At 69.8% G+C, this 23,952-nt stretch carries 24 protein-coding genes and 1 pseudogene; 11 read left to right on the forward strand and 14 right to left on the reverse strand.

Annotated elements, in window-relative coordinates:
* The 3 genes from M3T53_RS08365 (at position 1) to M3T53_RS08375 (ending at position 4,771) form a co-directional block, all read left to right on the forward strand.
* Positions 1-591: a PIN domain-containing protein gene (locus M3T53_RS08365; protein WP_272434064.1), complete on the forward strand. Its 591-nt coding sequence runs from the start codon at positions 1-3 to the stop codon at positions 589-591.
* Between the two features lie 446 nt (positions 592-1,037).
* Positions 1,038-3,032, forward strand: coding sequence for an ABC transporter transmembrane domain-containing protein (locus M3T53_RS08370; protein ID WP_272434065.1), 1,995 nt, complete (start codon positions 1,038-1,040; stop codon positions 3,030-3,032).
* A complete protein-coding gene (locus tag M3T53_RS08375; RefSeq protein WP_272434066.1) occupies positions 3,029-4,771 on the forward strand; it encodes an ABC transporter ATP-binding protein in 1,743 nt (580 codons plus the stop codon). Before M3T53_RS08370 ends, M3T53_RS08375 begins: the two co-directional genes overlap by 4 nt.
* Before the next feature lie 121 nt (positions 4,772-4,892).
* Here M3T53_RS08375 and M3T53_RS08380 read toward each other — a convergent pair whose 3' ends face one another.
* On the reverse strand, positions 4,893-5,630 hold the full coding sequence (locus tag M3T53_RS08380; RefSeq protein ID WP_272434068.1) for a hypothetical protein: 738 nt from the start codon (positions 5,628-5,630) through the stop codon (positions 4,893-4,895).
* A 430-nt stretch (positions 5,631-6,060) separates the two neighbouring features.
* Between M3T53_RS08380 and guaA the strand changes: the two genes are divergently transcribed.
* Positions 6,061-7,641, forward strand: a complete 1,581-nt coding sequence (guaA, locus tag M3T53_RS08385) for a glutamine-hydrolyzing GMP synthase (RefSeq protein WP_272434069.1) — start codon at positions 6,061-6,063, stop codon at positions 7,639-7,641.
* Between the two features lie 105 nt (positions 7,642-7,746).
* Here guaA and M3T53_RS08390 read toward each other — a convergent pair whose 3' ends face one another.
* From M3T53_RS08390 to M3T53_RS08415, 7 genes are all read right to left on the reverse strand, one after another.
* Positions 7,747-8,346, reverse strand: coding sequence for a sugar O-acetyltransferase (locus M3T53_RS08390; protein WP_272434070.1), 600 nt, complete (start codon positions 8,344-8,346; stop codon positions 7,747-7,749).
* Positions 8,347-8,457: 111 nt separating this feature from the next.
* The gene (locus M3T53_RS08395; RefSeq protein WP_272434071.1) at positions 8,458-8,814 is read right to left on the reverse strand and encodes a cyclophilin-like fold protein; all 357 of its coding nucleotides are present in this window, start codon (positions 8,812-8,814) and stop codon (positions 8,458-8,460) included.
* A 236-nt stretch (positions 8,815-9,050) separates the two neighbouring features.
* Positions 9,051-9,551, reverse strand: coding sequence for a flavodoxin family protein (locus M3T53_RS09885; protein WP_442866943.1), 501 nt, complete (start codon positions 9,549-9,551; stop codon positions 9,051-9,053).
* A gap of 32 nt (positions 9,552-9,583) precedes the next feature.
* Entirely contained in the window at positions 9,584-10,276 is a 693-nt protein-coding gene (locus tag M3T53_RS08400) for an HAD family hydrolase (protein WP_272434072.1), read from the reverse strand.
* Positions 10,277-10,558: 282 nt separating this feature from the next.
* Positions 10,559-10,822 carry a metal-sensitive transcriptional regulator gene (locus M3T53_RS08405; RefSeq protein WP_272434073.1) on the reverse strand — a complete coding sequence of 88 codons (264 nt, stop codon included), beginning with the start codon at positions 10,820-10,822 and terminating at the stop codon, positions 10,559-10,561.
* A gap of 13 nt (positions 10,823-10,835) precedes the next feature.
* Complete coding sequence (locus tag M3T53_RS08410) at positions 10,836-11,012, reverse strand: hypothetical protein (protein ID WP_442866944.1); 177 nt, start codon at positions 11,010-11,012, stop codon at positions 10,836-10,838.
* A complete protein-coding gene (locus M3T53_RS08415; protein WP_272434075.1) occupies positions 11,009-11,242 on the reverse strand; it encodes a hypothetical protein in 234 nt (77 codons plus the stop codon). Before M3T53_RS08415 ends, M3T53_RS08410 begins: the two co-directional genes overlap by 4 nt.
* Here M3T53_RS08415 and M3T53_RS08420 point away from each other — a divergent pair.
* The 5 genes and pseudogenes from M3T53_RS08420 to M3T53_RS08440 form a co-directional block, all read left to right on the forward strand.
* Positions 11,235-11,657 (forward strand): annotated as a pseudogene (locus tag M3T53_RS08420) (NAD(P)/FAD-dependent oxidoreductase); the annotation flags it as partial. The gene M3T53_RS08415 and the pseudogene M3T53_RS08420 overlap by 8 nt on opposite strands.
* A gap of 49 nt (positions 11,658-11,706) precedes the next feature.
* Positions 11,707-12,780 carry an FAD-dependent oxidoreductase gene (locus M3T53_RS08425; protein ID WP_272434076.1) on the forward strand — a complete coding sequence of 358 codons (1,074 nt, stop codon included), beginning with the start codon at positions 11,707-11,709 and terminating at the stop codon, positions 12,778-12,780.
* A gap of 226 nt (positions 12,781-13,006) precedes the next feature.
* Positions 13,007-13,384 (forward strand): GntR family transcriptional regulator, encoded by a 378-nt coding sequence (locus tag M3T53_RS08430; RefSeq protein WP_272434077.1) that lies wholly within the window; start codon positions 13,007-13,009, stop codon positions 13,382-13,384.
* Positions 13,385-13,411: 27 nt separating this feature from the next.
* The gene (locus tag M3T53_RS08435; protein WP_272434078.1) at positions 13,412-14,296 is read left to right on the forward strand and encodes an ABC transporter ATP-binding protein; all 885 of its coding nucleotides are present in this window, start codon (positions 13,412-13,414) and stop codon (positions 14,294-14,296) included.
* Complete coding sequence (locus M3T53_RS08440; RefSeq protein ID WP_272434079.1) at positions 14,293-14,973, forward strand: ABC-2 transporter permease; 681 nt, start codon at positions 14,293-14,295, stop codon at positions 14,971-14,973. Before M3T53_RS08435 ends, M3T53_RS08440 begins: the two co-directional genes overlap by 4 nt.
* Before the next feature lie 457 nt (positions 14,974-15,430).
* Here M3T53_RS08440 and M3T53_RS08445 read toward each other — a convergent pair whose 3' ends face one another.
* Together M3T53_RS08445 and M3T53_RS08450 are read right to left on the reverse strand one after the other, a co-directional pair.
* The gene (locus M3T53_RS08445; RefSeq protein WP_272434080.1) at positions 15,431-16,480 is read right to left on the reverse strand and encodes a zinc-binding alcohol dehydrogenase family protein; all 1,050 of its coding nucleotides are present in this window, start codon (positions 16,478-16,480) and stop codon (positions 15,431-15,433) included.
* A 153-nt stretch (positions 16,481-16,633) separates the two neighbouring features.
* Positions 16,634-17,053 carry a winged helix-turn-helix transcriptional regulator gene (locus M3T53_RS08450; protein WP_272434081.1) on the reverse strand — a complete coding sequence of 140 codons (420 nt, stop codon included), beginning with the start codon at positions 17,051-17,053 and terminating at the stop codon, positions 16,634-16,636.
* A 129-nt stretch (positions 17,054-17,182) separates the two neighbouring features.
* Between M3T53_RS08450 and M3T53_RS08455 the strand changes: the two genes are divergently transcribed.
* Positions 17,183-17,581 carry a heme-binding protein gene (locus M3T53_RS08455; RefSeq protein WP_272434082.1) on the forward strand — a complete coding sequence of 133 codons (399 nt, stop codon included), beginning with the start codon at positions 17,183-17,185 and terminating at the stop codon, positions 17,579-17,581.
* A gap of 99 nt (positions 17,582-17,680) precedes the next feature.
* On the forward strand, positions 17,681-19,576 hold the full coding sequence (locus tag M3T53_RS08460; protein ID WP_272434083.1) for a hypothetical protein: 1,896 nt from the start codon (positions 17,681-17,683) through the stop codon (positions 19,574-19,576).
* A gap of 309 nt (positions 19,577-19,885) precedes the next feature.
* Here the strand turns inward: M3T53_RS08460 and M3T53_RS08465 are convergent, their stop codons facing one another.
* From M3T53_RS08465 to M3T53_RS08480, 4 genes are all read right to left on the reverse strand, one after another.
* The gene (locus M3T53_RS08465) at positions 19,886-20,968 is read right to left on the reverse strand and encodes a ribokinase (RefSeq protein ID WP_272434085.1); all 1,083 of its coding nucleotides are present in this window, start codon (positions 20,966-20,968) and stop codon (positions 19,886-19,888) included.
* Positions 20,965-21,915 carry a uridine-preferring nucleoside hydrolase UriH gene (uriH, locus tag M3T53_RS08470; protein WP_272434086.1) on the reverse strand — a complete coding sequence of 317 codons (951 nt, stop codon included), beginning with the start codon at positions 21,913-21,915 and terminating at the stop codon, positions 20,965-20,967. Before uriH ends, M3T53_RS08465 begins: the two co-directional genes overlap by 4 nt.
* Positions 21,916-22,067: 152 nt before the next feature.
* Positions 22,068-23,111, reverse strand: coding sequence for a threonine aldolase family protein (locus M3T53_RS08475; RefSeq protein WP_272434088.1), 1,044 nt, complete (start codon positions 23,109-23,111; stop codon positions 22,068-22,070).
* Positions 23,112-23,292: 181 nt separating this feature from the next.
* The gene (locus tag M3T53_RS08480; RefSeq protein WP_272434089.1) at positions 23,293-23,850 is read right to left on the reverse strand and encodes a methylated-DNA--[protein]-cysteine S-methyltransferase; all 558 of its coding nucleotides are present in this window, start codon (positions 23,848-23,850) and stop codon (positions 23,293-23,295) included.
* Positions 23,851-23,952: the final 102 nt, after the last annotated feature.

The raw sequence follows: 23,952 nt of genomic DNA on the forward strand, positions 1-23,952 counted from the left end.
ATGACCTTCTCCGCATTCCTCGACGCATGCGTGCTGGTGCCGAGCGTCCTTCGGGATCTGCTCTTGGAGACCGGGACAACACCTGTCTATCGGCCGCTATGGAGTGAACGGATCGAAAGAGAAACGGCCAGGGCGATCAGTCGCATACACGAGGCGCGAGGGGAAGATCCTCAAGAATCCACCGCTTACGTCAAACGGCTGTTGCGACAGATGAATACAGCCCTTCCAGATGCGCGAGTCAGCGGCTGGGAGGCTCTTGAACAGCAGCTTCTCACGGGCCCCGATCCCAACGACCGTCACGTCGTGGCCGCTGCGGTCGCTGGACGCGCAGACGTCATCGTCACCTTCAATCTCAAAGATTTTCCCGACGAGGTATTGCCGTGCGGCCTCTTCGCCCAACATCCTGACGACTTCCTCTGCGATCTGCTGGATCTCAACTCGCTGCTGGTTCTCGACTCGCTGAGAACGATCTCGACACGAAGCGGGCGGAAAGGGCCAAGGCTCACCCTGAAGGATCTCCTGGACAAACTGGAGCGAGAAGGACTCGAAGGCTTCGCCGCGGAAGTGCACGGGCACGTCCCTCATGGGTAACAGCAATGGCCCGCCGACCGAGTGAAACGAGATCGTACGACCATCGTCAACTCCATCAGAAATGCGGTAGAGGTGCGAGGACGCGAATCGTTCAGGTCCGCGAAAGTCCGGATGCGCATGCCAGGAAGGGCTTGCGGGAGTTATCGGGACCGATGCCAATAGGGTCGATCGTCGAGCCCGGCCACATCCAGAGCGGCCTCTGCCGGCGTCGGAGATCCGCCCGCTCGCGTCTAAAAGAATCGCGAGAATCGCGCACGAGAATCATCGAGCCTAACGGGCATAGCGGTTTCTCCTCTCTTTGAGCCCGTCGACCACACCGCGCGACAGACCCGATCCCGGTGCCCCCTCGGCTCCCGCGACGTGGACACCGGCGACCGCGATCGACCGCCGAGCCGATAGAGTTGACGGCGCCATCGGGCCGCCGCCCCGAAATGGAACGAGGAGCGATGAAACCGGATTACGAGGAGATCGCCGCCCGCGCCGGCATCCGCCTGCCGCCGCTCGGACCCCTCCCCGGGCGCTGGCCCGCCCCGTGGCGCACCCTGTCCGGCCCCGTCTGGCACCTGCCCACCCGCCCCGGGCCCTTCCTCGCGGCCCTCCTCGCCCGACGCGCGACCGCCCTCACCCTCGGCGTCCTCGCGACCACCATCGGGACGGTCTCCTCCGCCCTCATCCCCTGGGCGATGGGCCGCGCCCTCGACGCCGGCCTCGCCCACGGTCTCGGGTCGCGCCTCGGCGCCGCCGTCGCCGTCCTCCTCCTCGTCATCGGCCTCGTCGCCGTCGGCGACGCCCTCACCCAGATGACCGAGATCACCACGTGGATGGGATCATCCGTCGGCGCTACTCGCGCCCTGAGCGAGCGCACCGCCGACCGGGTCCGCGCACTCGCGAGAGAAACCACCCCCGGTGAGATGATCACCGCAGTCACCGGGGACGCCATCGCACTGGGACGCGCTACCGCGCTCATCCCCGAACTCGTCGCCTCGGCGGCCTCCACCGTGCTCGTCGCCGTCCTCATGCTGCGCACCTCCACCTCCCTCGGCCTCGTCGTCCTCATCGGGATGCCGCTCCTCTTCCTCCTCCTCATCGGCATCGCCAAACCCCTCGAAGCCCGCCAATCCCGATTCCGCGCCGAACAATCCGCACTCACGACCATCTCCACCGACGCCGTCCAAGGACTGAGGATCCTGCGCGGCATCGGCGGCGAAGACGTGTACTCGCAGGTCTACCGCGCCCAATCCCAGCGCGTGCGCGACGCCGGCGCTCGCATCGCCCCCACCGCCGCCCTCCTCGCCGCGATCCGCTCCGCAGCCCCCATGCTCCTGTCGGTCCTCGTCGTCGCCCAAGGCGCCGTCCTCGTCGCCGATGGGGCGATGAGCGTCGGCGACCTCCTCGCCTTCTACGGGTACACGACCTTCCTGCGCCACCCCGTGTGGATCGTCGGCGACGCCGTCGAACACATGACGCGCGCCTGGATCGCCGCCAGACGAGCCGCCGACCTCCTCGCCGTGGCGCCGATCGTCGCCGACCCCGGCGACGAACCGTCTGCGCCCGCCGACACCGCGCCCCCGGCGGACGGCGCCGGCGCCCGCGAAACGGAGCCCCGCGTCGACTGGGCGCGCGCCGCCCTCGTCGACCCCGTCAGCGCAGCCCGCATCGACCCCGGGATCCTCACCGTCGTCCTCGCCCCCTCAGCCGGACTCGGCCTCGACCTGTGCCGTCGCCTCGCCCGCGTCGACGACTCCCTCCGCCCCGCCCTCGTCGACGGCGCCCCCACCCGGGCGCTCAGCGACCTGCCCGTCGACGAGGTCCGCCGCGCCATCCTCCTCAACGAGGAAACCCCCCAGCTCTTCGCCGGGACTCTGCGCGACTGCCTCCTCGGCCGCGGCGCCCCCCGGCCACGCGACCCCGGGACCACCGACACGATCCTCCGAGACGTCATCGACACGGCCGCCTCCGGCGACGCCCGCACCCGCGACCTCCTCCTCCACGACGCCCCCGCCGACGACGCGCCCCTCCTCGCCGCCCTCGACGCGGCCGCCGCCACCGACGCCCTCGACTCCCTCGACGGAGGGCTCGACGGGCTCCTCGACGAAGCGGGACGCAACCTGTCGGGCGGACAGCGCCAACGCGTCGCCCTCGCTCGCGCCTACGCCCACGACCCCGCGATCCTCCTCCTCGTCGACCCGACCTCCGCCCTCGATTCCCACACCGAGGCCCTCATCGCCAGGCGCCTGCCCGGCGCCCGACGCGGACGCACCACCGTCGTCGTCACCGACTCCCCGCTCCTGGCCAGGGCCGCCGACCGCCTCGTCGTCCTCGACGAAGTGGGGCGCAGCCTGGGCAGCACCGACCCGAGCAGCGCCGCCGACCCCTCGTCCGACGACCCCGCCGCCCGCGCCGCCCGAGCGATCCTCGACCGCAGAGGGGGCCGCCGATGAGCGCCCGACGCCTGCCCATCGCCGACGCCCGCACCACCGGCGGGCGCCTCCTCGGCCTCCTGCGCGCCCACGCCGCCCCCATCGGCCTCGTCCTCGCCCTCCAGCTCGGCGCCGCCGCCTCCTCCGTCGCCCTGCCGTGGATCGTCGGGGACATCGTCGACGGCATCGGGATCGGACGCGGCCGCGACTGGGTCGCCACCCGCCTCGCCATCGCCGTCGGCCTCGTCGTCATCAATTTCGCGCTCTCCTGGGCGGCGGTCGCCCGCTCGCGCGTCCTCGGCGAAACGATCTTCGCCGCCCTGCGCGACGGGCTCGTCGACGCCGTCGTCCACCTGCCCCTGTCCACCGTCGAAACCGCCGGCAGCGGCGATCTCATCGGGCGCACCACCAACGACATCGAGCGCGTCCAGGTGATGATCCGCCAGGGCCTGTCCTCCATCCTCGTCCTGACGACCACTGTCGTCGTCACCCTCATCGCCTCATTCGCCGCCGCCCCCTCCCTCGCCTGGGTGCTCCTCGTCGAGATCGGCCTCGTCGTCCTCGTCGCCCGCTGGTACCTGCCGCGCACGATCCCCGCCTACCGGGCCTCGTCCGCCGTCGTCGCCCGATTCAGCGGCCACCTGTCCGAAACCATCGGGCACGCCCCCAGCGTCGACGCCCTGCGCCTGGGACCCGCCCGCCACCGGGCCTTCGACTCGATGCTCGCGCAGATGTGGCGCGTCGAGCGCTACGGGGCGTGGATGAGGGTCTTCCTCTTCATCGGCATGGTCCTGGCCACCCTCGGCCCCGTCACCGCCCTCATCGTCCTGGGCGCCGCGGGAGTCGGGGCCGGCGCGCTGACCGCCGGGACCGTGACGACCGCCGTCATGTACTGCTACCAGATCCGCATTCCCCTGTGGGAGGCGACCTTCTGGATCGACGAGCTCCAATTCGCCTGGACCTCCCTCCAGCGGATCTTCGGCGTCGACCTCGTCGACCCCGACCGGCGTCCCCTGCCCGGCGCCTGCGCCGACGGCCCGATCCGAGTCGAGGGCGTCTCCTACGCGTACCGGGACGGACGCCCCGTCCTGCACGGCGTCGACCTCGACCTGCGCGACGGGGAGACCCTCGCCGTCGTCGGCCCCTCCGGCGCCGGAAAGTCCACGCTCGGCCGGATGATCGCCGGCATCCACCCGCCCGTCTCCGGGCGCGTGACCTCCGGCGGCGTCGACCTCGTCGACCTGCCCGAGGACGACCTGCGCCGACGCGTCGTCCTCGTCACCCAGGAGCACCACGTCTTCGTCGGCACGCTCGCCGACAACGTGCGGATGGTCCGCTCCGACGCGACCGACGACGAGGTGTGGGAGGCGCTCGCAGCCGTCGGCGCGGACTCGTGGGCGCGCGAGGCCGGAGGGCTCGGGATGCGGGTGGGCGCTGGGGGAGAGCAGCTGACCCCCGCGCGCGCCCAGCAGGTGGCGCTCGCGAGGATCGCGCTGATGAACCCGGGGACCCTCGTCCTCGACGAGGCGACCTCGCTCCTCGATCCGGCGTCGGCGAGAACCGTCGAGGCCTCGATGGCGCGAGTCCTGTCCGGGCGCACGGTCGTCGCCATCGCCCATCGGCTCGACACGGCTCGGGCCGCCGACCGGATCGCGGTCATGGTCGACGGGCGGATCGTCGAACTCGGGGCGCACGACGAGCTCGTCGCCGCCGACGGCGAATACGCGCGCCTGTGGGAGGCGTGGAACCGAGGGGCGTGACCACCGGGCGCGGACCCTCACTCGCCGTGCGTCGGGCCGGGCCGTATCGCGGCGACCCGAGCGTGGGCCCGGGGTCGCCCCCGGGCCCACCACGGCGCAGAGCCTCTAACGGAAGAAGCGGTCACTGGACGGCGACGAACACCTTATCCGAGAGGATGTCCGCCTGGACGGCCAGGACCCCCGCCTCAACATTCGCGCTCGGCACGGCAATGGCGATATTGCCGGTTGTCGAGGCCCCGTTGTACAGGGTGCTCATCCGGTCGAAGGACTCCGGGGCGATGAGGAACTTGGTCGTCGTGTCGTAGGACTTGCCCTCGGGCGATACGTAATCGACGGAGGCCCACGGCGTGGCGCCACCGGCTTCGTCGCCGATGTACGTGGCGGTCATGTTGATGAGGATGTAGGTCTCGCCGTCGGCGGGGGGCTCGTTGAACATGTTCTCCTCGGTGAGGAGGGCCGCCGCGTCGAGGTCGACCGAGTTGATCGTGACCTGCCAGTCCTTGCTCGACAGCATCGTTCCCAGGGCGACCGGGTTGTCGCGGGTCGCCCCGGCCTGGGACCCGGCAGGGGCTTCATCGTCGGCAGGAGAGGAGGCCTCGGCCTCCGACCCCTGAGCCGGGGCGCCGCTGGTCGAGGAGTCGACCGAGACATCGGTGTGCAGGGCCTGATCGACGGCGTGTCCGACGATGAAGACGAAAGCGATGATCGCAACGAATGTCCCGATGATCGACACGACGATCGCGGCGATCCCGGTGCCGTGGGGCCTGTTCTTCTGCAGGGCGGCGACGATGCCGAGGACGAACGAGACCGGCAGGAGGATCCAACCGAGGACCACGATGCCGGGAATGCACGAGAGCACTGCTCCGGCCGCCGACAGGCACAGGGCGACGAGGCCCAGGATGTTCTTCGGCTTATCGGCGGGAGGCTCGCCAAGAGGAGGGGGCGGGGGAGTCGGTTGCGCGTGGGGGGCGCTATTCAGCGGGGGGGGGGTGGAGTCATTGGGAGTATTTCCAATCGTGTGATGCGTGAAAGAACAAGGGGCGCCGGCGGCAAGATCACGACTCTGCGGAGTCAGCGGAGACACCGTCTTCGGCGACCCCCGCGACGATCATACAAGAGCGTTTCACAGCACGGGGCGGCGGCGATCGGACGACCACGGCCCACCACGGCGCGGATAGCTCCGCCTTCGCGCGAGGACAGGACGAGGGATCGGACTCGGGGGCGCGGCGGCGGCAGGATCGCGTCTTCGCGCGAGGACGACGGCGATGCCCGGGGGAGCGCCGGGTAGCATGGGGGGCGTGAACACGACTGACCCCCGCCCCGTCCTCGTCGTCGACTTCGGCGCCCAATACGCCCAGCTCATCGCCCGTCGCGTGCGCGAGGCCTGCGTGTACTCCGAGATCGTCCCCCACACGATGAGCGTCGCCGACATGCTCGCCAAGGACCCCGCCGCCATCATCCTGTCCGGCGGCCCCTCGTCCGTCTACGAGGAGGGCGCGCCGTCGATCGACCCTGCGGTCTTCGACGCGGGCGTGCCCGTCCTGGGAATCTGCTACGGGTTCCAGGCCATGGCCAACGCGCTCGGCGGCTCCGTGGGCCGCACCGGGACCCGCGAATACGGGCACACCGAGGCGGCCGTTCACGCCGACTCCTGCCTGTTCTCCGGCACCCCCCTCGACCAGGTCGTGTGGATGAGCCACGGCGACGCCGTCCAGGCCGCCCCCGACGGCTTCACCGTCACCGCGTCGACCGACCAGACCCCCGTCGCCGCCTTCGAGGACAGGGAGCGCCGCCTCTACGGCCTCCAGTGGCACCCCGAGGTCGCCCACTCGTCGTTCGGCCAGGACGCCCTGAAGAACTTCCTCTACTCCGGCGCCGGTCTCGAACCGACGTGGAACCCCGGATCGATCGTCTCCGAGCAGGTCGCCCGCATCCGCGAGCAGGTCGGCGACGCGCAGGTCATCTGCGCCCTGTCGGGCGGCGTCGACTCGTCGGTGGCCGCCGCCCTCGTCCACAGGGCCGTCGGCGACCAGCTCACCTGCTTCTTCATCGACCACGGCCTCCTGCGCGCCGGCGAGAGGCAGCAGGTCGAGGGCGACTACGCGCGCGGAATGGGCATCAGGGTCATCACGGTCGACGAGTCGGAGAGGTTCCTCGCCGCGCTCGCGGGCGTCACCGAGCCCGAGGCGAAGCGCAAGATCATCGGCCGCGAGTTCATCCGATCCTTCGAGGCCGCCCAGAAGCAGGTCGTCGAGGCGGTCGGGGCCCGGGGCGGGCAGGTCAAGTACCTCGTCCAGGGGACCCTGTACCCCGACGTCGTCGAATCCGGCGGCGGCGAGGGGGCCGCGAACATCAAGAGCCATCACAACGTCGGCGGCCTGCCCGAGGACATGTCCTTCGAGCTCGTCGAGCCGCTGCGCGCCCTGTTCAAGGACGAGGTCCGCGCCGTCGGCCGAGAGCTCGGCCTGCCCGACTACCTCGTCAACCGCCAGCCCTTCCCCGGTCCGGGCCTGGGGATCCGCATCATCGGGGAGGTCACTCGCGAGCGCCTCGACGTCCTGCGCGCCGCCGACCTCATCGTCCGCGAGGAACTGACCGCCGCCGGCCTCGACGAGCAGATCTGGCAGTGCCCGGTGGTTCTCCTCGCCGATGTGCGCTCCGTGGGCGTGCAGGGGGATGGGCGCACCTACGGGCATCCGATCGTCCTGCGCCCCGTGTCCAGCGAGGACGCGATGACGGCCGACTGGACGCGACTGCCCTACGACGTGCTCGCGAGGATCTCGACGCGGATCACGAACTCGGTGCCCGAGGTCAACCGGGTCGTCCTCGACGTGACGAGCAAGCCGCCGGCGACCATCGAGTGGGAGTGAACCAGGGCTTTCGTGTGCGAAATATCCCCAATTGTCTAGATGGCACGCGAAATTCAAACTTTTTCGTCTCGAAGACGGTGCGTCGACAATTGAACGGGGAGTGAATCATGCCCGATCATCGTTCGTAGCGGATAGCTCCGCCTCGGTAAGACGGCGGATGATCTTTGCCGGCACGCCACCCACTATCACGTCGTTTGGCACGTCCTTCGTGACTACCGCTCCGGCAGCGAGCACAGAGTTGTCCCCGATAGTGACACCGGGCAGCACGGTGACGTTCGCCCCGATCCAAACCCTGTTGCCGATATGGATGGGAGCCGGTACGAGTCTGGCTCTCCTTGCGGGCGCCACCTCGTGGTTGAGGGTGGCAAGAACAACGTTGTGCCCGATGAACGCATCGTTGCCGATGTAGATACCCCCCTGGTCTTGGAAGCGACAGCCCGAGTTGATGAAAACGTTCTTCCCCACGTGAATATTGCGCCCGTAGTCGGTCGTGAAAGGAGGGAACAACGCGAAGGACTCATCGATTTCCTCGCCTGTTAGCTCCGAAAAGAGGCCGCGAACCTCTTCCGGCATATGGTAGGCGCTGTTTAGCTCGGCTGTTATCCTCATCGACTCCTGAGTCCTGGCCCGCATGTCGGCGACGATCTGGTCAACCTCCTCAGGGGAGGCTTCTCCGGAATTCATGTATTCGAGCTTCTCAAGCATGCCCATTGCTCGTGTTCCTAGTCTTCTTCAGGACGACCGCGATGCCGGACGTCGTGTCATTATCAGGATGAATACGCGCAGGCGGATTGCGGACTTCGGGGGACTTCTGCCCTAGATCAGGCTTAGCGTCAGCTCGACGCTTCCGGAGCCGAGCTTCTCCTTGATGTTCTCCGAGTCGTCGATGTGCCCGAGCTTGGTGAAGCCCCAGCTGTTAGTGTCGTAGTAGACGGCGATCTTGTCGCCCTGGTAGAGGATCACATCTCCCGGCGCCGTCGTTATCTGCCTGTCGTTCGTGGGCAGTGTCATCCCGAGGTCGCCGACTTTCTCGAAGTTGCCGTAATCGCTGGCTTCGATGGTAATGGGGCCGGACTTCAACGCCTTTGCCAGCGCGACCGCAGAGCTGTTGTTCTCCAGCTTTACCTCGAATCGGTTCCCGTTGGCGGTGATATACATGAGTGGGGTCTCCATGGATGCCTCGCTTTCGTTTTGGCTTGCCTGGGATGAAGGTGCTTGCGCGATTTCGTTTCCATTTCCGCTTGCGTGTGCAGCGGAGGATCTTTGGATGTTGTGGGCCGATTCGCTCGAAGCTTCCGAAGACGCGGTGGCGCTATTCGATGGTGAGCTACTCAGCGCCGCGCATCCTCCTAAAACAAGGGGCAGGGCGCATATCGCGGCGACGGGAATCGCTCGCAGTATCTTCGCGCTCACCAAAGGAGGCTCCGAACTTGAACAGCGCCCTTTGCTCGGGAAGTCGTCGCCGTGTATGCGCCCATGTCCTCGTATCCGAAATATCCCTGCACGAAACCTTTGCAGATGGAGCGGTTCGCGTCGTAGACGCCGCTCGCTCCGGAGCGCAGGAACATCGCCGTCTTCTTGCACCTGGACGGGATTCCGGGGGTATAGGCGCGGTGAAGAACGCACGGCAGCTGCCCCGTGGGAGAGCCGTGGTGGAACGGGCTAGCGGGAACCAGAATGTCGCATTCGTCCCACTCGTCGCAGACGGCACCCGTGTCGTCGTTCTGGACGCAGCGGCCGTCGCCCCTTGTGCGACACCACTCGCACGCACGGCATACTATGTCCATGCCGGCTACATCGAAGGCGGTCGCCTCGTTGCCACCGGTCTCGGCACCGCGCTTGAAGACGCCTACCATCGCACGCGTGCCTCCGTCCTTACGGGGACTTCCCTGAAGAAAGAGTATCCCCATGGATACTTCTTTTCTTCTCCTCGACGGTCGCCTCAGGGGAGGGGCTGCTCGCGGTCCCCGGTGCGAGCCGAGGCCCGGTCGGCGTCGAGAAGGCCGATGACCTCGTCGAGGGAGCCGAGGACCGCTGCCGTCATCGCCCGGTGGGCCTCATCGGGAGTGGTTTTGTCCGGGAGGCACACGACGGGGAATCCCCCGGCGCGGGCGGCCTCGATGCCCATCGTCGAATCCTCCAGGACGAGGCACTCCTCGGGAGGGGCGCCCAGGCGGGAGGCGGCGAGGAGGAAGACCTCCGGGTCGGGTTTGCCGCGGCGGATGTCGTCGGAGAAAACGCCGGCGTCGAAATCGCGCGCGATCCCGTGCGATTCGAGGATGTCGAGGGCGCGGTCCTTTCTCGACGAGGTGGCGATCGCCGTCCGATACCCGTGGGAGCGCAGGTGGTCGAGGAGTTCGATGGCCCCGGGTTTGAGGGGGACTCCGGCGGCTCGGGCCGCGAGCTCGGCCTCCTCGACCAGCGCGGTCCCCTCGTCGACCGTCAGCGTCAGGCCGTACACCTCGATGAAATCGGCGATGATCGTGCGGATCGGCCGTCCCGAATAGGCGCGCAGGTACTCGGCGAGGGGGAAGTCGTGGCCGTGGGAGGCGAGGACGGTCCGGTACGCCTCGTAGTAGACGAGCTCGGAGTCGATGAGAGTCCCGTCGAGGTCGAAGAGCACTGCCTGGATCATGGCCCCCTACTCTATGCGGCGCAGCCGCCGATGGGGTTCGTTCGGCGTCCGCGGGGCGCTGCGCGCGATCGTCTGGGGAGCGGCGCGGGAGCGAGTCGGATGCCGCCTGCCCCATCGGCGTGACGGCTTCTCCTGTCAGAGCGCCCGCACGCCTCCGGGAATACGCCAGGAAGACCGGGCGGACTCGTGATGAGCGGGGGAGGGGGCTCGCCGGGCCGTCCGAGCACGGGGGGCCGGGGGCGCCGGCATCGGGCGCCCCGTCGACGCGGGGCGCCGCGCATGTCATGACAGGGTGAGGAAGAGCTTCTCCAAGGCGGCGATATTCTCCTCGCGGTGCTCCTCGTCCTCGACCGCGCAGGTGCGCAGCGCGGTCGAGATCAAGGCGAATCCGGCGCGGTCGACCGCCTTCGAGCACGCCGATAGTTGCGTGACGACCTCCCGGCAGTCGCGGCCCTCCTCGACCATGCGGATCACCGCGTCGAACTGGCCGCGCGCCCGCTTGAGCCGGTTGAGGACCGGGGCGCTCTGATCCGAGGTCAGATGCATCGTCCGAGGGCCCTCACTTGCCGAAGAGGCGGGAGAAGAAGGACGATCCGGTCGTCGCCGCGGAGTCGGCGGAGACCGGGTCCTTGTCGTGGCCGGGGCACCACTGGGCCGCGGGAACCTGGGCCTTGACGGAATCGATGTGCTGGCCGCAGCCCGCCCACGTCGTCTTGCCGCACTTCTTGCACCTCACCGGTCGGCACATATGTGTCCTCCATCGTTCTGTAGGGGAGAGGCGGTCAGCGGATGCGATCTCCTCGCTATGGAAAATACCCCAGGGGGTATCTTATGATCAAGCCCATGAACCAGACACCACATCGCTACCTCATCATCGGCGGCGTCGCCGGCGGCATGTCCGCCGCCACCCGCCTGCGCCGCCTCGACGAGAACGCCGACATCACCGTCATCGAACGCGGTGAGCACGTCTCCTTCGCCAACTGCGGCCTGCCCTACTACGTCGGCGGAGTCATCGAGGAGCGCTCCGACCTCCTCCTCCAAACCCCCAGCTCCCTGCGCGCGCTTCCGCATCCGCGTCTTGACCCGCACCGAGGCCCTCGCCATCGACCCGGACGCCCGCGCCGTCACCGTCCGCGACCTCGCCACGGGAGACGAGCGCGACCTCCCCTACGACGACCTCATCCTCTCGCCCGGAGCCCGTCCGATCACCCCATCCCTGCCCGGCGTCGACCGCGCCCTCACCCTGCGCGACATCGCCGACACCGATGCCCTGGCCGCCGCCGTCGACCGCGCGCTCGTCGACGCCTCGGCCCGGGGGCGCGTCGCGACCGCCGCCGTCATCGGCGGAGGATTCATCGGCCTCGAAGCCGCAGAGAACCTCGCCCGCCGCGGCCTCGACGTCGCCCTCGTCGAAGCGGCCCCCCCAAGTCATGGCCCCCCTCGACCCCGAAATGGCGGATATCGTCCACCGGCGGCTGCGCGACAACGGCATCGACCTGCGCCTGGGCCGAGCCCTCGCCTCCATCGGCCCCGACGACATCGCCCTCGACGACGCCACCCGCCTGCCCGCCGACCTCGTCCTCCTCGCCATCGGCGTCCGCCCCGACACCGCGCTCGCCCGAACCGCGGGACTCGCCCTCGGCCCGCACGGCGGCATCGCCGTCGACGAGCGCATGCGCACCTCCGTCGAGCACATCCACGCCATCGGCGACGCCGCGGAGAAGACCGACGCCCTGACCGCCGCCCCCGCCCTCGTCCCCCTCGCCAACACGGCGAACCGACAGGGCCGCGGCCTCGCCGACGTCCTCGCGGGACTCCCCGGTCGCGACCGCCCCGTCCTGGGAACCGCGATCGTCGGAGTCTTCGGGCTTCAAGCCGCCACCACCGGCTGGAACGAGAAACGCTTGAAAGCCGCCGACCGCCCCTACCGGGCGATCCACACCCACCCCTTCGCCCATGCGACCTACTACCCGCGCGCCGCGCAGATGTCCCTCAAACTCCTCGTCGACCCCGATACCGACGAGATCCTCGGCGCCCAGGGCGTCGGCGAGGACGGCGTCGACAAGCGCATCGACGTCATCGCCACCGCCATCGCCGGCGCGATTCCCGCCCGGCGCCTCGCCGACCTCGAACTCGCCTACGCGCCCGCCTACGGCGTCGCCAAGGATCCGATCAACATGCTCGGCTACGTCGACCAGAACCTCGCCGACGGCCTCACCCGCTCCGTCCAGTGGCACGAAGTCCCCGACCTCGTCGCCGGCGGCGCGCGCCTCGTCGACGTGCGCACCCCCGCGGAATACGCCGCGGGAGCCATCGACGGCGCCGTCAACATCCCCCTCGACGACCTGCGCGCGCGCCTCGACGACCTGCCCGACGCCGACCTCGTCGTCTACTGCGCCGTCGGCATCCGCGGCCACATCGCCTGCCGCCTGCTCGCCCAGACGGGACGGCGAGCCGTCAACCTCGACGGCGGCTACGCGACATGGATCGGGCGGCCCCAATGACCCGCGCCTGACGGGCGCGCGCCCCGCGCTTTCGAGTCGTCGTCCTCGAAAGCGCGGGGCCCCTCTTTTCGGCGGCCGACAGAGGCTCCCCGGTTCGGATCGGAGCCCCTGGCATCACGGGGTTTGCTGAATCCTGCCCAAGTGTGCATACTGTATATATTCTTATATATACAGTTTGAGTGCTCGCCCCACGGTGAGCCCCGAGACCCGCCGGGAAGGAGGACCGATGCAGATCGTCCTGTCGAACTCCAGCGACCAACCCATCTACGAGCAGATCTCCACCCAGATCGCCCGCGCGATCCTCGACGGCGACCTCGACGACGGCCACCCCCTCCCCTCCATCCGCGCCCTCGCCAACGACCTGCGCGTCAGCGTCATCACCACCAAACGCGCCTACTCCGACCTCGAACGCCTCGGCTACATCACGACGATCCACGGCAAAGGCAGCTACGTCGCCGGCGGGAACCGCCACCTCCTGCGCGAACAACGCCTCCGACGCGTCGAAGAATCCCTGACCGACGCCATCGACTCCGCGCGAACCGCCGGCCTGAGCCTCGACGACCTCCACACCATGCTCGACGCCCTCGCCGACACCCGTCCGTGAACGCGCCCCCGACCGACAGGAACCCCCATGCCGCCAATACTCGCCGTCAACGCCCTGACCAAAACCTACGGAGACTTCACCCTGGGCCCCCTCGACCTCGCCGTCGACGACTCCGGCATCACCGGCCTCATCGGCTCCAACGGGGCCGGGAAGACCACCGCCATCAAAGCGATCCTCGGGCTGATCCGACCCGACGGCGGAAGCGTCGAACTCCTCGGGCTCCGCACCAGCGACGACGAAGCCGCGCTCGTCGAGTCGAAGAAAGACATCGGCGTCGTCTTCGACACCGCGCCCTTCCCCGCCGAGATGCGCCTCGCGGACCTGGCCGCCATCGGAAGGACCGCCTTCGCGCACTGGGACCGCAAGGCCTTCGCCCGACTCCTCGACGACTTCTCCCTCAACCCCGGAAAACGGGTGAAAGAGCTCTCCCGAGGCATGGGCATGAAACTCCAACTCGCCTTCGCCCTCGCCCACCGCCCCCGCCTCCTCATCCTCGACGAGGCCACCGCCGGCCTCGACCCCCTCGCCCGCGCCGAGATCCTCGACCTCCTGCGCGGATTCGTCGCCGCCGAAGGCCACGGCATCCTCATGTCCACCCACATCACCACCGACCTCGAACGCGCCGCCGACCGCATCGTCTGCCTCGACCACGGCTCGACCGCATTCCACCTGACGACCGACGAGATCTGCGACACCGCCGGCATCGCCCGATGCACGACCGAGCAGGCCGACCAGCTCCTCTCCTGCGGCCTCATCGCCCCCGGTCGGGCGCGCGTCATCCGCCGCGGCTACAGCGTCGACGTCCTCGTCCCCGACCGCCGCGCCATCGCCCGGGCCCTCCCGCAGATCCCCTGCGACCGCGTCTCCATCGAGGACTACATGCACCTGAGCCTGACAGGGGAGGGACAATGAGAACCGTCTTCGCCACCGACCTCGCCTCCACGTGGAGGCTCCACGTCCAGCAGGGCCTCCTCGGCGCCGTCGCCGCCCTCTGCGTCGCCTGGGGGGCGGGGCCCGCCGCGATGGCGCCGATGCTGATCGGCATGATCGCCCTGGGATTCCTCTTCAACGCCTCGGCCTACGACGACATCAACGGATGGCTCGCCTTCCGCGCGGCACTGCCGGTCTCGCGCCGGGCCATGACCGTCGGGCGCTACGCGAGCGTCCTCGTCCAGGCCCTCGGGGCGAGCCTCCTAGCATTCCTCCTCGGCCTCGGGCTCAACGCCCTGACGAGAGGGCTCGGCCCGATCGGACGGATCCGCCCCGTCGATTCCACGACCCTGCTCCTGTCCGTCGCGCTCGGCCTGGGGATCGCCATGACCGCATGCGCCCTGTGCCTGCCGCTCATCGCCCGATTCGGGTTGACCCGCGGGATCCGCCTCCTGCCCCTCGTCCTCGTCGTCCTCGCCCTCGTGGGGAGCTGGCTCGCGGACGAGTCGGTTCTCAGGAGGGCGGGGGAGGAGCTGCTGCAATGGGTGTCCGCGGTCGGCGCGGGGGCGATCGTCGCCGTCGGGCTCATCGCCTGCCTGATCCTCTACGGGGCGTCGATGGCGGCCAGTATCCGCCTGTTCCGCTCCCGGCAGCTGTAAGCCCCGCGACAACGCCAGCGCCGCCGCCCCGCGACCGGCCGGAGCCCCAGGGGAGCGCGGGCCCTCGGGGCGGCGGAGAAGCCGGGAGGAGGATCCGCTCACGCCTCAGGCCGGGCGCGACCACAGGGCCCGCAAGGCGGCGCGGTCGCCGTAGGAGGCCTGCGCGCCGAGAGCCCGCAGAGCGCATCGCGCTGGCAGTGCCCGTCGGCTGTCGGGCGCTCGCCTCCGCTGTCGCGGACGCCTCCACGCAATGCCCCGCGCTCGACGTCGACAACTTCCGCCCCGGCGCCCCGCCCGTCCCTGTGGCGATCGGCTCGGGGACGACGATCGGGGGGATCAGTCGGCCAGACCATCCGTCTCCTGCGAGGAGGGGCGCCGGACATCGCCGCCGGATGCGCCCCGGATCCCCGGTCCGAACTCGCGCAATCGTGGACAGCGAAGGCCGACGGTCCATCGATCACGCGCGGCTGACGACGATCTTCCCGACGGCGTGCCCCGTCTCCACGATCCGGTGGGCCTCACGGAGCCGTGCGGCGTCGAGCGGTGCGAGCGCCTGCGTCAGCGTGGTGCGGATGCGCCCGGCGTCGACGAGTTCGGCGATTCGCGTGAGCGCCCGGTGCTGGGCCTCGAGGTCGTAGCCGTACCGCGGACGGGTGAACATGAGCTCCCAATGCCAGGAGATGGCCTTGCTCTTGAGCGCCAGGAGGTCCAGGTCGCGCTCGTCGTCGATCGCGACGATCTCCCCGAAGGGGCGCACGACTTCCGTGAACAGCGGGATGCGTCCCTTGCTCTGCGACGTGAACACGTAGTCGACCCCGCCCGGTGAGGCAGCGAGGATCTGCTGATCGAGGTCATCGGCGCCGTGGTCGACGACTGCGTCCGCGCCGAGGGCCTCGACCCATGCGCGGGATTCGGGGCGGGAGGCGGTGGCGATCACTCGCACGCCGGTGAGGGCCTTGGCGAGCTGGATGAGGATCGACCCGACGCCGCCCGCGGCGCCGAGCACCAGCAGGCTGCCGGTCGAGTCGACGGTGAGGCCGAGCTTATCGAACAATGCCTCCCAGGCCGTGATCGAGGTCAACGGCAGAGCGGCGGCCTCGGCGTGGGTGAGCGTGGACGGCTTGGGGCCGACGATGCGCTCATCGACGAGCTGCTGCGCGGCGTAGGAGCCGGGTCGCTCGAGCGACCCGGCGTAGAACACCTCGTCACCGGGACGGAACAGCGTGACATCCTCGCCGACGGCGAGCACGGTGCCGGAGGCATCCCAACCGAGCACGCGCTCCTCCCCGCCGCTATTCCCGGAGGCGCGGACCTTCACGTCGACCGGGTTGACGGACACGGCCTGCACCTCGACCACGAGATCGTGCCCGGTCGGCGCTCCGGGGGCAGCGATGGTCGCGTCCACGAGACTGTCCGGGCCATCGAGCCGGCCACCGGCACGTGATACGACGGCGGGGATGGTTTCAGTGGGAGTCGCGGCGGCGACGGCCCGATCATCGGTGGTCATGATCGAATCTCCTTCTCACGGGGAATGGCGCCGACCGGGCGCCGGCGTGAACCGACCATAACCGGAGGAGAGTGGTTACCCACAAGGGAGGCTACTATCAGATAGGAAGCGATCGGTCAGTGCGAGCGAGAGACGGATTCGGGTCGGAGCCGGTTAGTGGTCGGCGGGCCGCTCCGCATGAGCGAGAGCGTGCGCGTAATGCGACTCGGCCCACTCGCGCATGCCGAACACCGGCCCAACGGCGCTGGAGCCGACCTCTGTGAGGGAGTACTCCACATGCAACGGCACGGCTGGGAGCACCTCGCGGCGCACGAGACCGAAATCCTCCAACCGGCGCAACGTGGCCGTCAACACCTTCGGCGACACTCCCTCCAGTCGCCGCTGCAGCTCCCCGAATCGCAGCGTGCCCTCAGCGGCGAGCGCACCGATCGCCAGCGCCGCCCACTTGTTCGCCACCACTTCCAGCAGGTCCCGGCACGGGCAGTTGGCGGAATACGCATCGCCCCGTGTTCTCATCGACCGCCGCGGCGCTCCCCGGCCGTCATTCAGTGTCACAGTATCGGCCTTTCCCATCCCGAGGTCCTCCATTACTCACTGTTAGATAGTAGTGGGTCTTGCGGGTAACCATCGTCTGTTCTTTAGCTTCGAGGCATCCCGCGGCAACCCGCGCGGGACCAATCGCGTGACTTAAGGAGTGCATCCATGGCCATACCCGTCATCTCTCCTGTCGTCCTGGCCCGGAGCGCGGCGCATGCCGCGCTCGACGCAGGCTTCGCCAAGGACGACCGACTCGGGATTCCCTTTGCCATCGCCGTCCGCGACGGCGGGGGGAGCCTCATCGCCCAGGTTCGCGGCGTCGGGGCCGCCCTCGCGTCGATCGGCACCAGGGACGTCAAGACGATCGCAGCCGTGCACTTCGCCCAGCCCATCAAGGGCCTCCAGGGCGCGGCCACTTCCGACCAGGCTTTGTTCGGCCTCGGCACCCGTGACGCCGCGCACGCCTTCGTCGTCGGCGGCATCCCGATCACCGGCGCGACCGGCGCCGGCTCCCCGGAGCAGGACCACGAGGCCGCCGCCGCGAACCTGGCCGCCATCTCCTGACGCGCGGGCGCCGCGGCCCCTCGGACGCGATTCCCGAGGGGGCGCCCCACCCGCCCATGATCCAATGCTCATCGCACCAGAATGAAGGAACACCTTGACATGGCTACCCTCGTACCCCGGGCTGGCCTCCAGCCCACCAGCATGCAGATGCCCTCAGGCGCCGTCGCGCATCTGATCGTCGAGCACCTCAGCGACCTCCTCGCCCGCGCCGACGCGGTCCTCACCCGGGACCGGTTCACCGACGAGACCTTCACCAAGCTCGACTCCTACCGGCTACCGACGCAAGAGACCCTGCGCGAGACCGCGGACCGCGTCCGCGGCGACATCGACAGATTCGCTGAACGCTTCCCGGACCGGACGCCGCTCGCCGACAGCTTCGCGCATGCGCTGGAACTGGCGCAGTCCGCGGACCGCGGCCTCGAAGCGGTCGGAGCCGGATACCGGACCGCGCTCGAAGCCTTCGGAGACGGGTTCGAGCCCACCGCCTCCGCTCCCCGGGCCCATTCGATCTTCACCGACGACGGCCTCGACGTGCACGTCCGGATCGAGCACGAGCGCTTCGCGCGACCGGAGCAGGATTTCCTCGCCGCCGTCTCCGAGCTGATCGCCCACCGTCGCGATCACGAGGACAACCTCACCGTTGACGAACGCATCGCCGTTCGGGCCGCCTACTGGCTGCTCGACCAGGGGGTGCGCATCCCCGGCCCCTACCCGATCTGGGGAGCCTCTGGCTTCCGAGACGTGCAGACGTACGCCTCCATCACCGATCCCGGGGAGGGCCACCTGGCCGGCACCACCCGGTACCCCGGCTACCTTCACGGCGTCATCGTCCACGTCGAGCACCTCGAACGCGGCATCAGCCGCAGCCGGGAGGAACTCGAGCCCTACCGAATCCCCTCGCCTCGCGTCGTCGCCCGCGTCCGCCTCCATGCCGGCAGGGCCGCGCCGACATCCAGTTACATAGGCAGGCCCTTGCTCGATGGTGCAGTCGAAGACTCGCTCATCAAGACCACCCGTACCTTCGCCGCCGCCGCGTCCTCCCTGCTGTCCGACGGACTCGCCGAAGTGAAGCTCTCCGTCGAACGGCTCACCGCCGCCCAGGCGATCCGGCTGCTGTCGGCCCTCGCGCACGAGGTACGACGCGACCGGCACGCCCAGATCCTGGCCGGGGCGTTCAACATCAACACGCCCATCCTCGACGACCGGGACGAAACGATTCGCGCCCACGGGGAGCCCATCAGCGCTACCACCCCGGAGGAGATCGGACTCCTCGGCATCGAGATCGCCGCCCGGGCCGGACTCGACAAGGTCACCTGGGACGGTACGGCGGACACCTACCCGAGCCGCTGCATCACCGACCAGCTCGGCGCGCCCCTCGCGCTCACCCTGGTCCATCGCGCCCACGAGGTCGGTCTATTGACCTACTTCTCGGCGGGGTTCCGATTCGACAGTCTCCCCGACGCCGTGGTCACCGGCGTGGACGGGATCGGCATCGGCGGAGCGCAGATCCTGCGGTTCATGGACAAGCGCACCGGCAACCACGGACCTTTCCTGCCCGGCAACATCCACCGTATCCTCGCGGTCCGAGACGAGGCTGCGGCTACCCCAGCCGGGCTGGGAGCGCGCCTGCTCGCCCGTCTCGACCGCCTCCACTTCGAAGGCGCCCTGAGCAGCGGCGACGAGCCCCGCCGCATCGCGTTGTTCGAGGCCCTCCGCGACGGCGATACCGTGGAGGCAGAGCGCGTCATCGGGGAACTCCGCCATATCTTGGACCTGCCGGGCGACGCGATTCACCCGCTCCTGGCCTGGGCGTCCCGCCTGCTCGACGGCGGCGACAGCCTGCTCGCGCGACAACGGATCGGATGTCGGCAGTGGGGTCGATACCTGTCTCGCATTCGCCGTGCCGCCGAACACGCCGACCTCGTGCGACTCGCCGACCTGCTCCACCAGGCGTCCTCTCGCGCCGTGCCATCCGAGACGACCGCGGGGTGCTGACCCCGTGGACCGCGCCCGGTCGGGGCGGGACTCGAAGAGGCCCCGTCCCGACCGACGCCCGCGATCCGCGCAGCGAGCACGATGCGCGCCCCCGGCCGGCCCATGGCGCGGCGGCCGGGGGCATCCGCGTGTAGCGCCTCGACGAGAGGCGGAGCTCCCGCATCTCGCGGGCAGCGGCGAGCGAGTCCTCCGGGACGCGGTCGTGAGCGGGTCGGGCCCCGGCCGGTAGGCGTCGTCGCCCGGCGGGCTCGGCTCCGATGCGGGTGCCGCGCCGGGGACCGGCGCTCGAATCTCGAAGCGGCGGGCGTTTCAGGAATGAGGCGGCCACAGGGCCCGCAAGGCGGCGCGATCGCCGTAGGAGGCCTGCGCGCCGAGAGCCCGCGTCGAATGGGCCGACACCGCCGAGGCGAGCGTCGCCGCCTCGACGAGCGATCCGCCGGCGGCCAGGGAGGCCAGAAGGGTCCCGAGGAAAGAATCGCCCGCGCCCGTGGTGTCGACGACCTCGGCCGGCGCCGGATCGATCGGGGCGACGCGCCCCCGGTCGAGGACCACGGATCCGCGCGCCCCCAACGTGACCACCGCCCGCTCGATGCCCAGTCCCGCCAGGGACCGGGCGCATCCGGCCCACTCCTGCTCGCAGGCGCCCGGATCGACGCTCCCGGCATCGGCGAGCCCGTGGTGGACGAGCATCCCCTCGAGCTCGTGCTCGTTGACGACGAGGACGTCGACGATGCCGAGGAGGTCGGCCGGCAGGTCCGCGCGGAACGGCGAGTTGTTGAGGACGACGATCGTCCCCGCCTCGTGGGCGATCGCGGCCGCGCGGGCCACCGCGTCCAGGTCGATCTCCAGGCACAATCCCAGCGCCGACGCCGACGCGATCCTCTCGGCGTGCCGCTCGACGAGGCCGAGCCCGGTCCGCGCATTCGCGCCCGGGGACACGATGATCGTGTTCTCGCCCTCGTCGTCGACGGTGATGACGGCCGTGCCGGTCGCCACGGGGGCCCGGCCGACGAGTTCGGTGCGCGCGCCGGCGGCGCGCAGGGACTCGACGAGGAGATCGCCGTTGGCGTCGTCCCCGACCGTGCCGATCATCGTGACATCGGCCCCCAGGCGCGCGGCCTGGACCGCCTGATTCGCGGACTTGCCGCCGGGCAGGACCTGGAGGTCCTCGCCGGACACGGTCTCGCCCGGGTCGGGGAATCGCGCGGTGCGCACGGTCAAGTCGGCGTTGAGGGAGCCGACGACGACGACCGAGCCGTCGCCGATCCGATCGAGCAGGTCGAGGGGGCGGTGCCGGTCGGCGGGGTCGGCGGCCGGGGCGTCGCGACGATCCCCCTCGCGCGCCGGGCGCGCGGGGCCTGAGTGGATTCCGGGGGTGTTCTGCGTCGTCATCGCCCCTCCTTCTGGATGCGGTCGATGGCGTCGACGACGAGGCCCCAGAACCGGTGGTGGTCGAGCCTGGTGGCGGCCCTGGTCCGGCAGTCGGGCGGGGCGGGGGAGCGGAAGTCGGCGACGGTCATGCCCAGGGTGTGGGTCCCCGTCAGCTCGACGCTCAGGGGGACGGGGACCGTCTCGACGATCGTCGGGTCGATGAGGTAGGCGAGGGTGCAGGGGTCGTGGACGGGGGGCACGTCGAAGCCCTGAGCGATTCGGTGAGATTCCCGGAAGAAGGCGAGGAGCCCGAGGACGAAGTCGGACACCGGGCCGGGGACCGCGGCGATCCGGGAGACGACGTCGTCGGTGGCCAGGGCCTGGTGGGTCAGGTCGAGTCCGACCATGACGAGGGGCCAATCCTCGGAGAAGACGATGTGCGCGGCCTCGGGGTCGACGGCGATGTTGTACTCGGCGGCGGCCGACAGGTTGCCGACGTGGCAGCCGCCGCCCATGAGGACGACTTCGCGGACGCGTTCGACGATCCGGGGCTCCTTGCGCGCGGCCATCGCGATGTTCGTCAGCGGCCCGGTCGGGACGAGGGTGATCGTGTCGGGCTCATGGGCCATCACGGTGTCGATGATGAGGTCGACGCCGTGGCGCGGGTCGAGGCGGACGACGGGCTCGGGCAGGTCGACGCCGTCGAGGCCGGATTCGCCGTGGCATTCGGGCGCGATCCGGGTGGGGCGCACGAGGGGGCGGGGGCAGCCGGCGGCGATGGGAACGTCGTGCATCCCGACGACTGTCGCGACGGCGAGGGCGTTGCGGGTGACCTTGTCGAGGGTCTGGTTGCCGCCGACGGTGGTGACGCCGACCAGGTCGATGCGCGGATCGCCCCACGCGAGGATCATCGCGATCGCGTCGTCGTGGCCGGGATCGCAGTCCAGGAGGACTTTACGCTGCTGCATCGTCGCCTTTCCCTCTCTCGCACACCTTTGTGCAAACGATTGCGTAATGAATACGCTATCGCGCGTCCCCACCGGCGTCAAGAGCGCCGAATGCCTAAGCGCTTCCGGGAACGCTGGTGCGAGCAGATGCTCCGTCGCGACGGACCGCTCCGTCACAGGCCCGCGAGGACCTCGCCGACAGCGTCGACCGCCCCGGGAGGCGTCGCCCAACTCGTCGCCAGACGGATCACCGTGCGCGAATCCTCCAGGCGCTCCCACACGCCGAATCCCACTCGGCCGTCCAACGCCAGCAGGAGGGACTCGTCGGCGGCCACGAACACCTGATTCGTCGGAGAATCGACGAACGGAGGATACCCAGCCCCGGCGAGCATCCCCCGCAGGCGCTGAGCCTCCCGGACCGCCCGCTCGCCGATCCGCCCGTACAGGCCATCCTCGAAGAGGACCTCGAACTGGAGACCGAGCAGGCGCCCCTTGGCCAGTAGCGCCCCCCGCTGCTTGATCTGGGTGAAGAAGCGGGGGATCGCCCCCGCCTCGCGCACGACCACCGCTTCCCCGAACAGAGCCCCACACTTCGTCCCGCCGATGGTGAACACGTCCGCCAGGCGCGCCACATCAGCCAGGGACACGTCATTCGACTCCGCCGCCAACCCGTACGCCAATCGCGCGCCGTCGACGAAGAGGAGCATCCCGTGGGCCCGGCACGCCTCCGCGATCCCCTCCAATTCGGCAGATCCGTAGAGCGTCCCGTACTCCGTGGGCTGCGACAGGTAGACCATACCCGGCTGGAGGATGTGCGCCCGGTGGGGATCGTCAGCCCACGCGCGAGCCGCGTCGCGGACCTGGGACGCCGTGATCTTCCCGTCGACGCCGGGCAGGGCGACGACCTTGTGCCCGCCGGCCTCGATCGCCCCGGCCTCGTGGTCGCAGATGTGACCCGTGCGCGCCGCGAGAACGCACTGCCAGGCGGGGACGGCGCAGCCGATGACCGCCGCATTGGCCTGGGTGCCTCCGACGAAGAAGTGCACGTCGGCGCCCGACTGGTCGCAGGCCGCGCGGATGAGGCCGCGCGCCCGCTCGCAGTGGGCGTCCTCCCCGTAACCCGGATCCTGGTCGAGGTTCGTCGCGGCCAGGCGCTCGATGATCTTCGGGTGGGCGCCCTCGAGGTAGTCGCAGGACAGGTCGGCGCTGCTGATCATCGGGTCTCCTCGGATCGTGCGGACGGGGCGTGGGCAGCATAGGCACGGCACCCGGGGGGAAGGGGAGCCCGCCGAGGCACGGACCGATGTCTGCTGGACGATCTGTGCACGAGGATGCGTCTCGACGTCTTTTCCGCCGTGAAAAGGCATGAAATCGCGTCGAACAGCATGACGGTGCACACTACCGGTCGGATTCGGCGGCCTCCACCCGCACACGCCCGCGAGAATCCTCGGCGAGGACCGCCCCCTCGAAGGCCAGAAGGGACGCCTTGCGATCAAGACCCCCCGAATAGCCGGTCAAGGCCCCATCGGCGGCGACGACCCGATGGCAGGGGACGATCACCGGCAGGGGGTTCCGCCCGATCGCGGCCCCCACCGCCCGTGCCGACATCGCCGGCCGGCCCACGCGCGCGGCCACCTCACGGGCGACGCGGCCGTAAGAGACGACCTCGCCGTAGCCGATCGAGCGCACGACCTCCCACACCGTCGACTGGAAAACCGTGCCGACCGGGGCCAGGGGGACGGCCCCCGGATCGGGGCGCCCACCCGCCGCATAGGACGCGAACCACTCGGCCGCCGCGTCGAGCGCCGATGAGGCCCCCGGAACCTCATCGGGAGCAGAACCCGGACCTCGCCCGAGCTTTTCCCCCTCCAGTCGGACGGCGACGAGGCCGTCCGCGCCCGCCGCGAGCGTCACCTCCCCGAGGAACCCGGCCTCGATCCGCGTCGTGACGGTCATCCCAGTTCTCCTCCCGGCCCCGGGCCGATGATCCCGTTTCGGTGACGATCCGCGAGGACCGGCCCTCGCTCCTCCGAGGTTATCCAGTATCGCCTACGATCG

Origin of the sequence: Actinomyces sp. B33 (assembly GCF_028437565.1) — a bacterium.
Classification (GTDB): Bacteria; Actinomycetota; Actinomycetes; order Actinomycetales; family Actinomycetaceae; genus Pauljensenia.

Bases quoted from the DNA above. Each gene is read 5' to 3' on its own strand.
- M3T53_RS08480 (WP_272434089.1), bottom strand. From the start codon at position 23,850: ATGACCGTCACGACGCGGATCGAGGCCGGGTTCCTCGGGGAGGTGACG.
- M3T53_RS08455 (WP_272434082.1), top strand. From the start codon at position 17,183: ATGGCCATACCCGTCATCTCTCCTGTCGTCCTGGCCCGGAGCGCGGCG.
- uriH (WP_272434086.1), bottom strand. From the start codon at position 21,915: ATGCAGCAGCGTAAAGTCCTCCTGGACTGCGATCCCGGCCACGACGAC.
- M3T53_RS08395 (WP_272434071.1), bottom strand. From the start codon at position 8,814: ATGGAGACCCCACTCATGTATATCACCGCCAACGGGAACCGATTCGAG.
- M3T53_RS08365 (WP_272434064.1), top strand. From the start codon at position 1: ATGACCTTCTCCGCATTCCTCGACGCATGCGTGCTGGTGCCGAGCGTC.
- M3T53_RS08370 (WP_272434065.1), top strand. From the start codon at position 1,038: ATGAAACCGGATTACGAGGAGATCGCCGCCCGCGCCGGCATCCGCCTG.
- M3T53_RS08405 (WP_272434073.1), bottom strand. From the start codon at position 10,822: ATGCATCTGACCTCGGATCAGAGCGCCCCGGTCCTCAACCGGCTCAAG.
- M3T53_RS08375 (WP_272434066.1), top strand. From the start codon at position 3,029: ATGAGCGCCCGACGCCTGCCCATCGCCGACGCCCGCACCACCGGCGGG.
- M3T53_RS08435 (WP_272434078.1), top strand. From the start codon at position 13,412: ATGCCGCCAATACTCGCCGTCAACGCCCTGACCAAAACCTACGGAGAC.
- M3T53_RS08450 (WP_272434081.1), bottom strand. From the start codon at position 17,053: ATGGGAAAGGCCGATACTGTGACACTGAATGACGGCCGGGGAGCGCCG.
- M3T53_RS08425 (WP_272434076.1), top strand. From the start codon at position 11,707: ATGGCCCCCCTCGACCCCGAAATGGCGGATATCGTCCACCGGCGGCTG.
- M3T53_RS08390 (WP_272434070.1), bottom strand. From the start codon at position 8,346: ATGCTTGAGAAGCTCGAATACATGAATTCCGGAGAAGCCTCCCCTGAG.
- M3T53_RS09885 (WP_442866943.1), bottom strand. From the start codon at position 9,551: ATGGGGATACTCTTTCTTCAGGGAAGTCCCCGTAAGGACGGAGGCACG.
- M3T53_RS08460 (WP_272434083.1), top strand. From the start codon at position 17,681: ATGGCTACCCTCGTACCCCGGGCTGGCCTCCAGCCCACCAGCATGCAG.
- M3T53_RS08400 (WP_272434072.1), bottom strand. From the start codon at position 10,276: ATGATCCAGGCAGTGCTCTTCGACCTCGACGGGACTCTCATCGACTCC.
- M3T53_RS08445 (WP_272434080.1), bottom strand. From the start codon at position 16,480: ATGACCACCGATGATCGGGCCGTCGCCGCCGCGACTCCCACTGAAACC.
- guaA (WP_272434069.1), top strand. From the start codon at position 6,061: ATGGGGGGCGTGAACACGACTGACCCCCGCCCCGTCCTCGTCGTCGAC.
- M3T53_RS08475 (WP_272434088.1), bottom strand. From the start codon at position 23,111: ATGATCAGCAGCGCCGACCTGTCCTGCGACTACCTCGAGGGCGCCCAC.
- M3T53_RS08430 (WP_272434077.1), top strand. From the start codon at position 13,007: ATGCAGATCGTCCTGTCGAACTCCAGCGACCAACCCATCTACGAGCAG.
- M3T53_RS08440 (WP_272434079.1), top strand. From the start codon at position 14,293: ATGAGAACCGTCTTCGCCACCGACCTCGCCTCCACGTGGAGGCTCCAC.
- M3T53_RS08465 (WP_272434085.1), bottom strand. From the start codon at position 20,968: ATGACGACGCAGAACACCCCCGGAATCCACTCAGGCCCCGCGCGCCCG.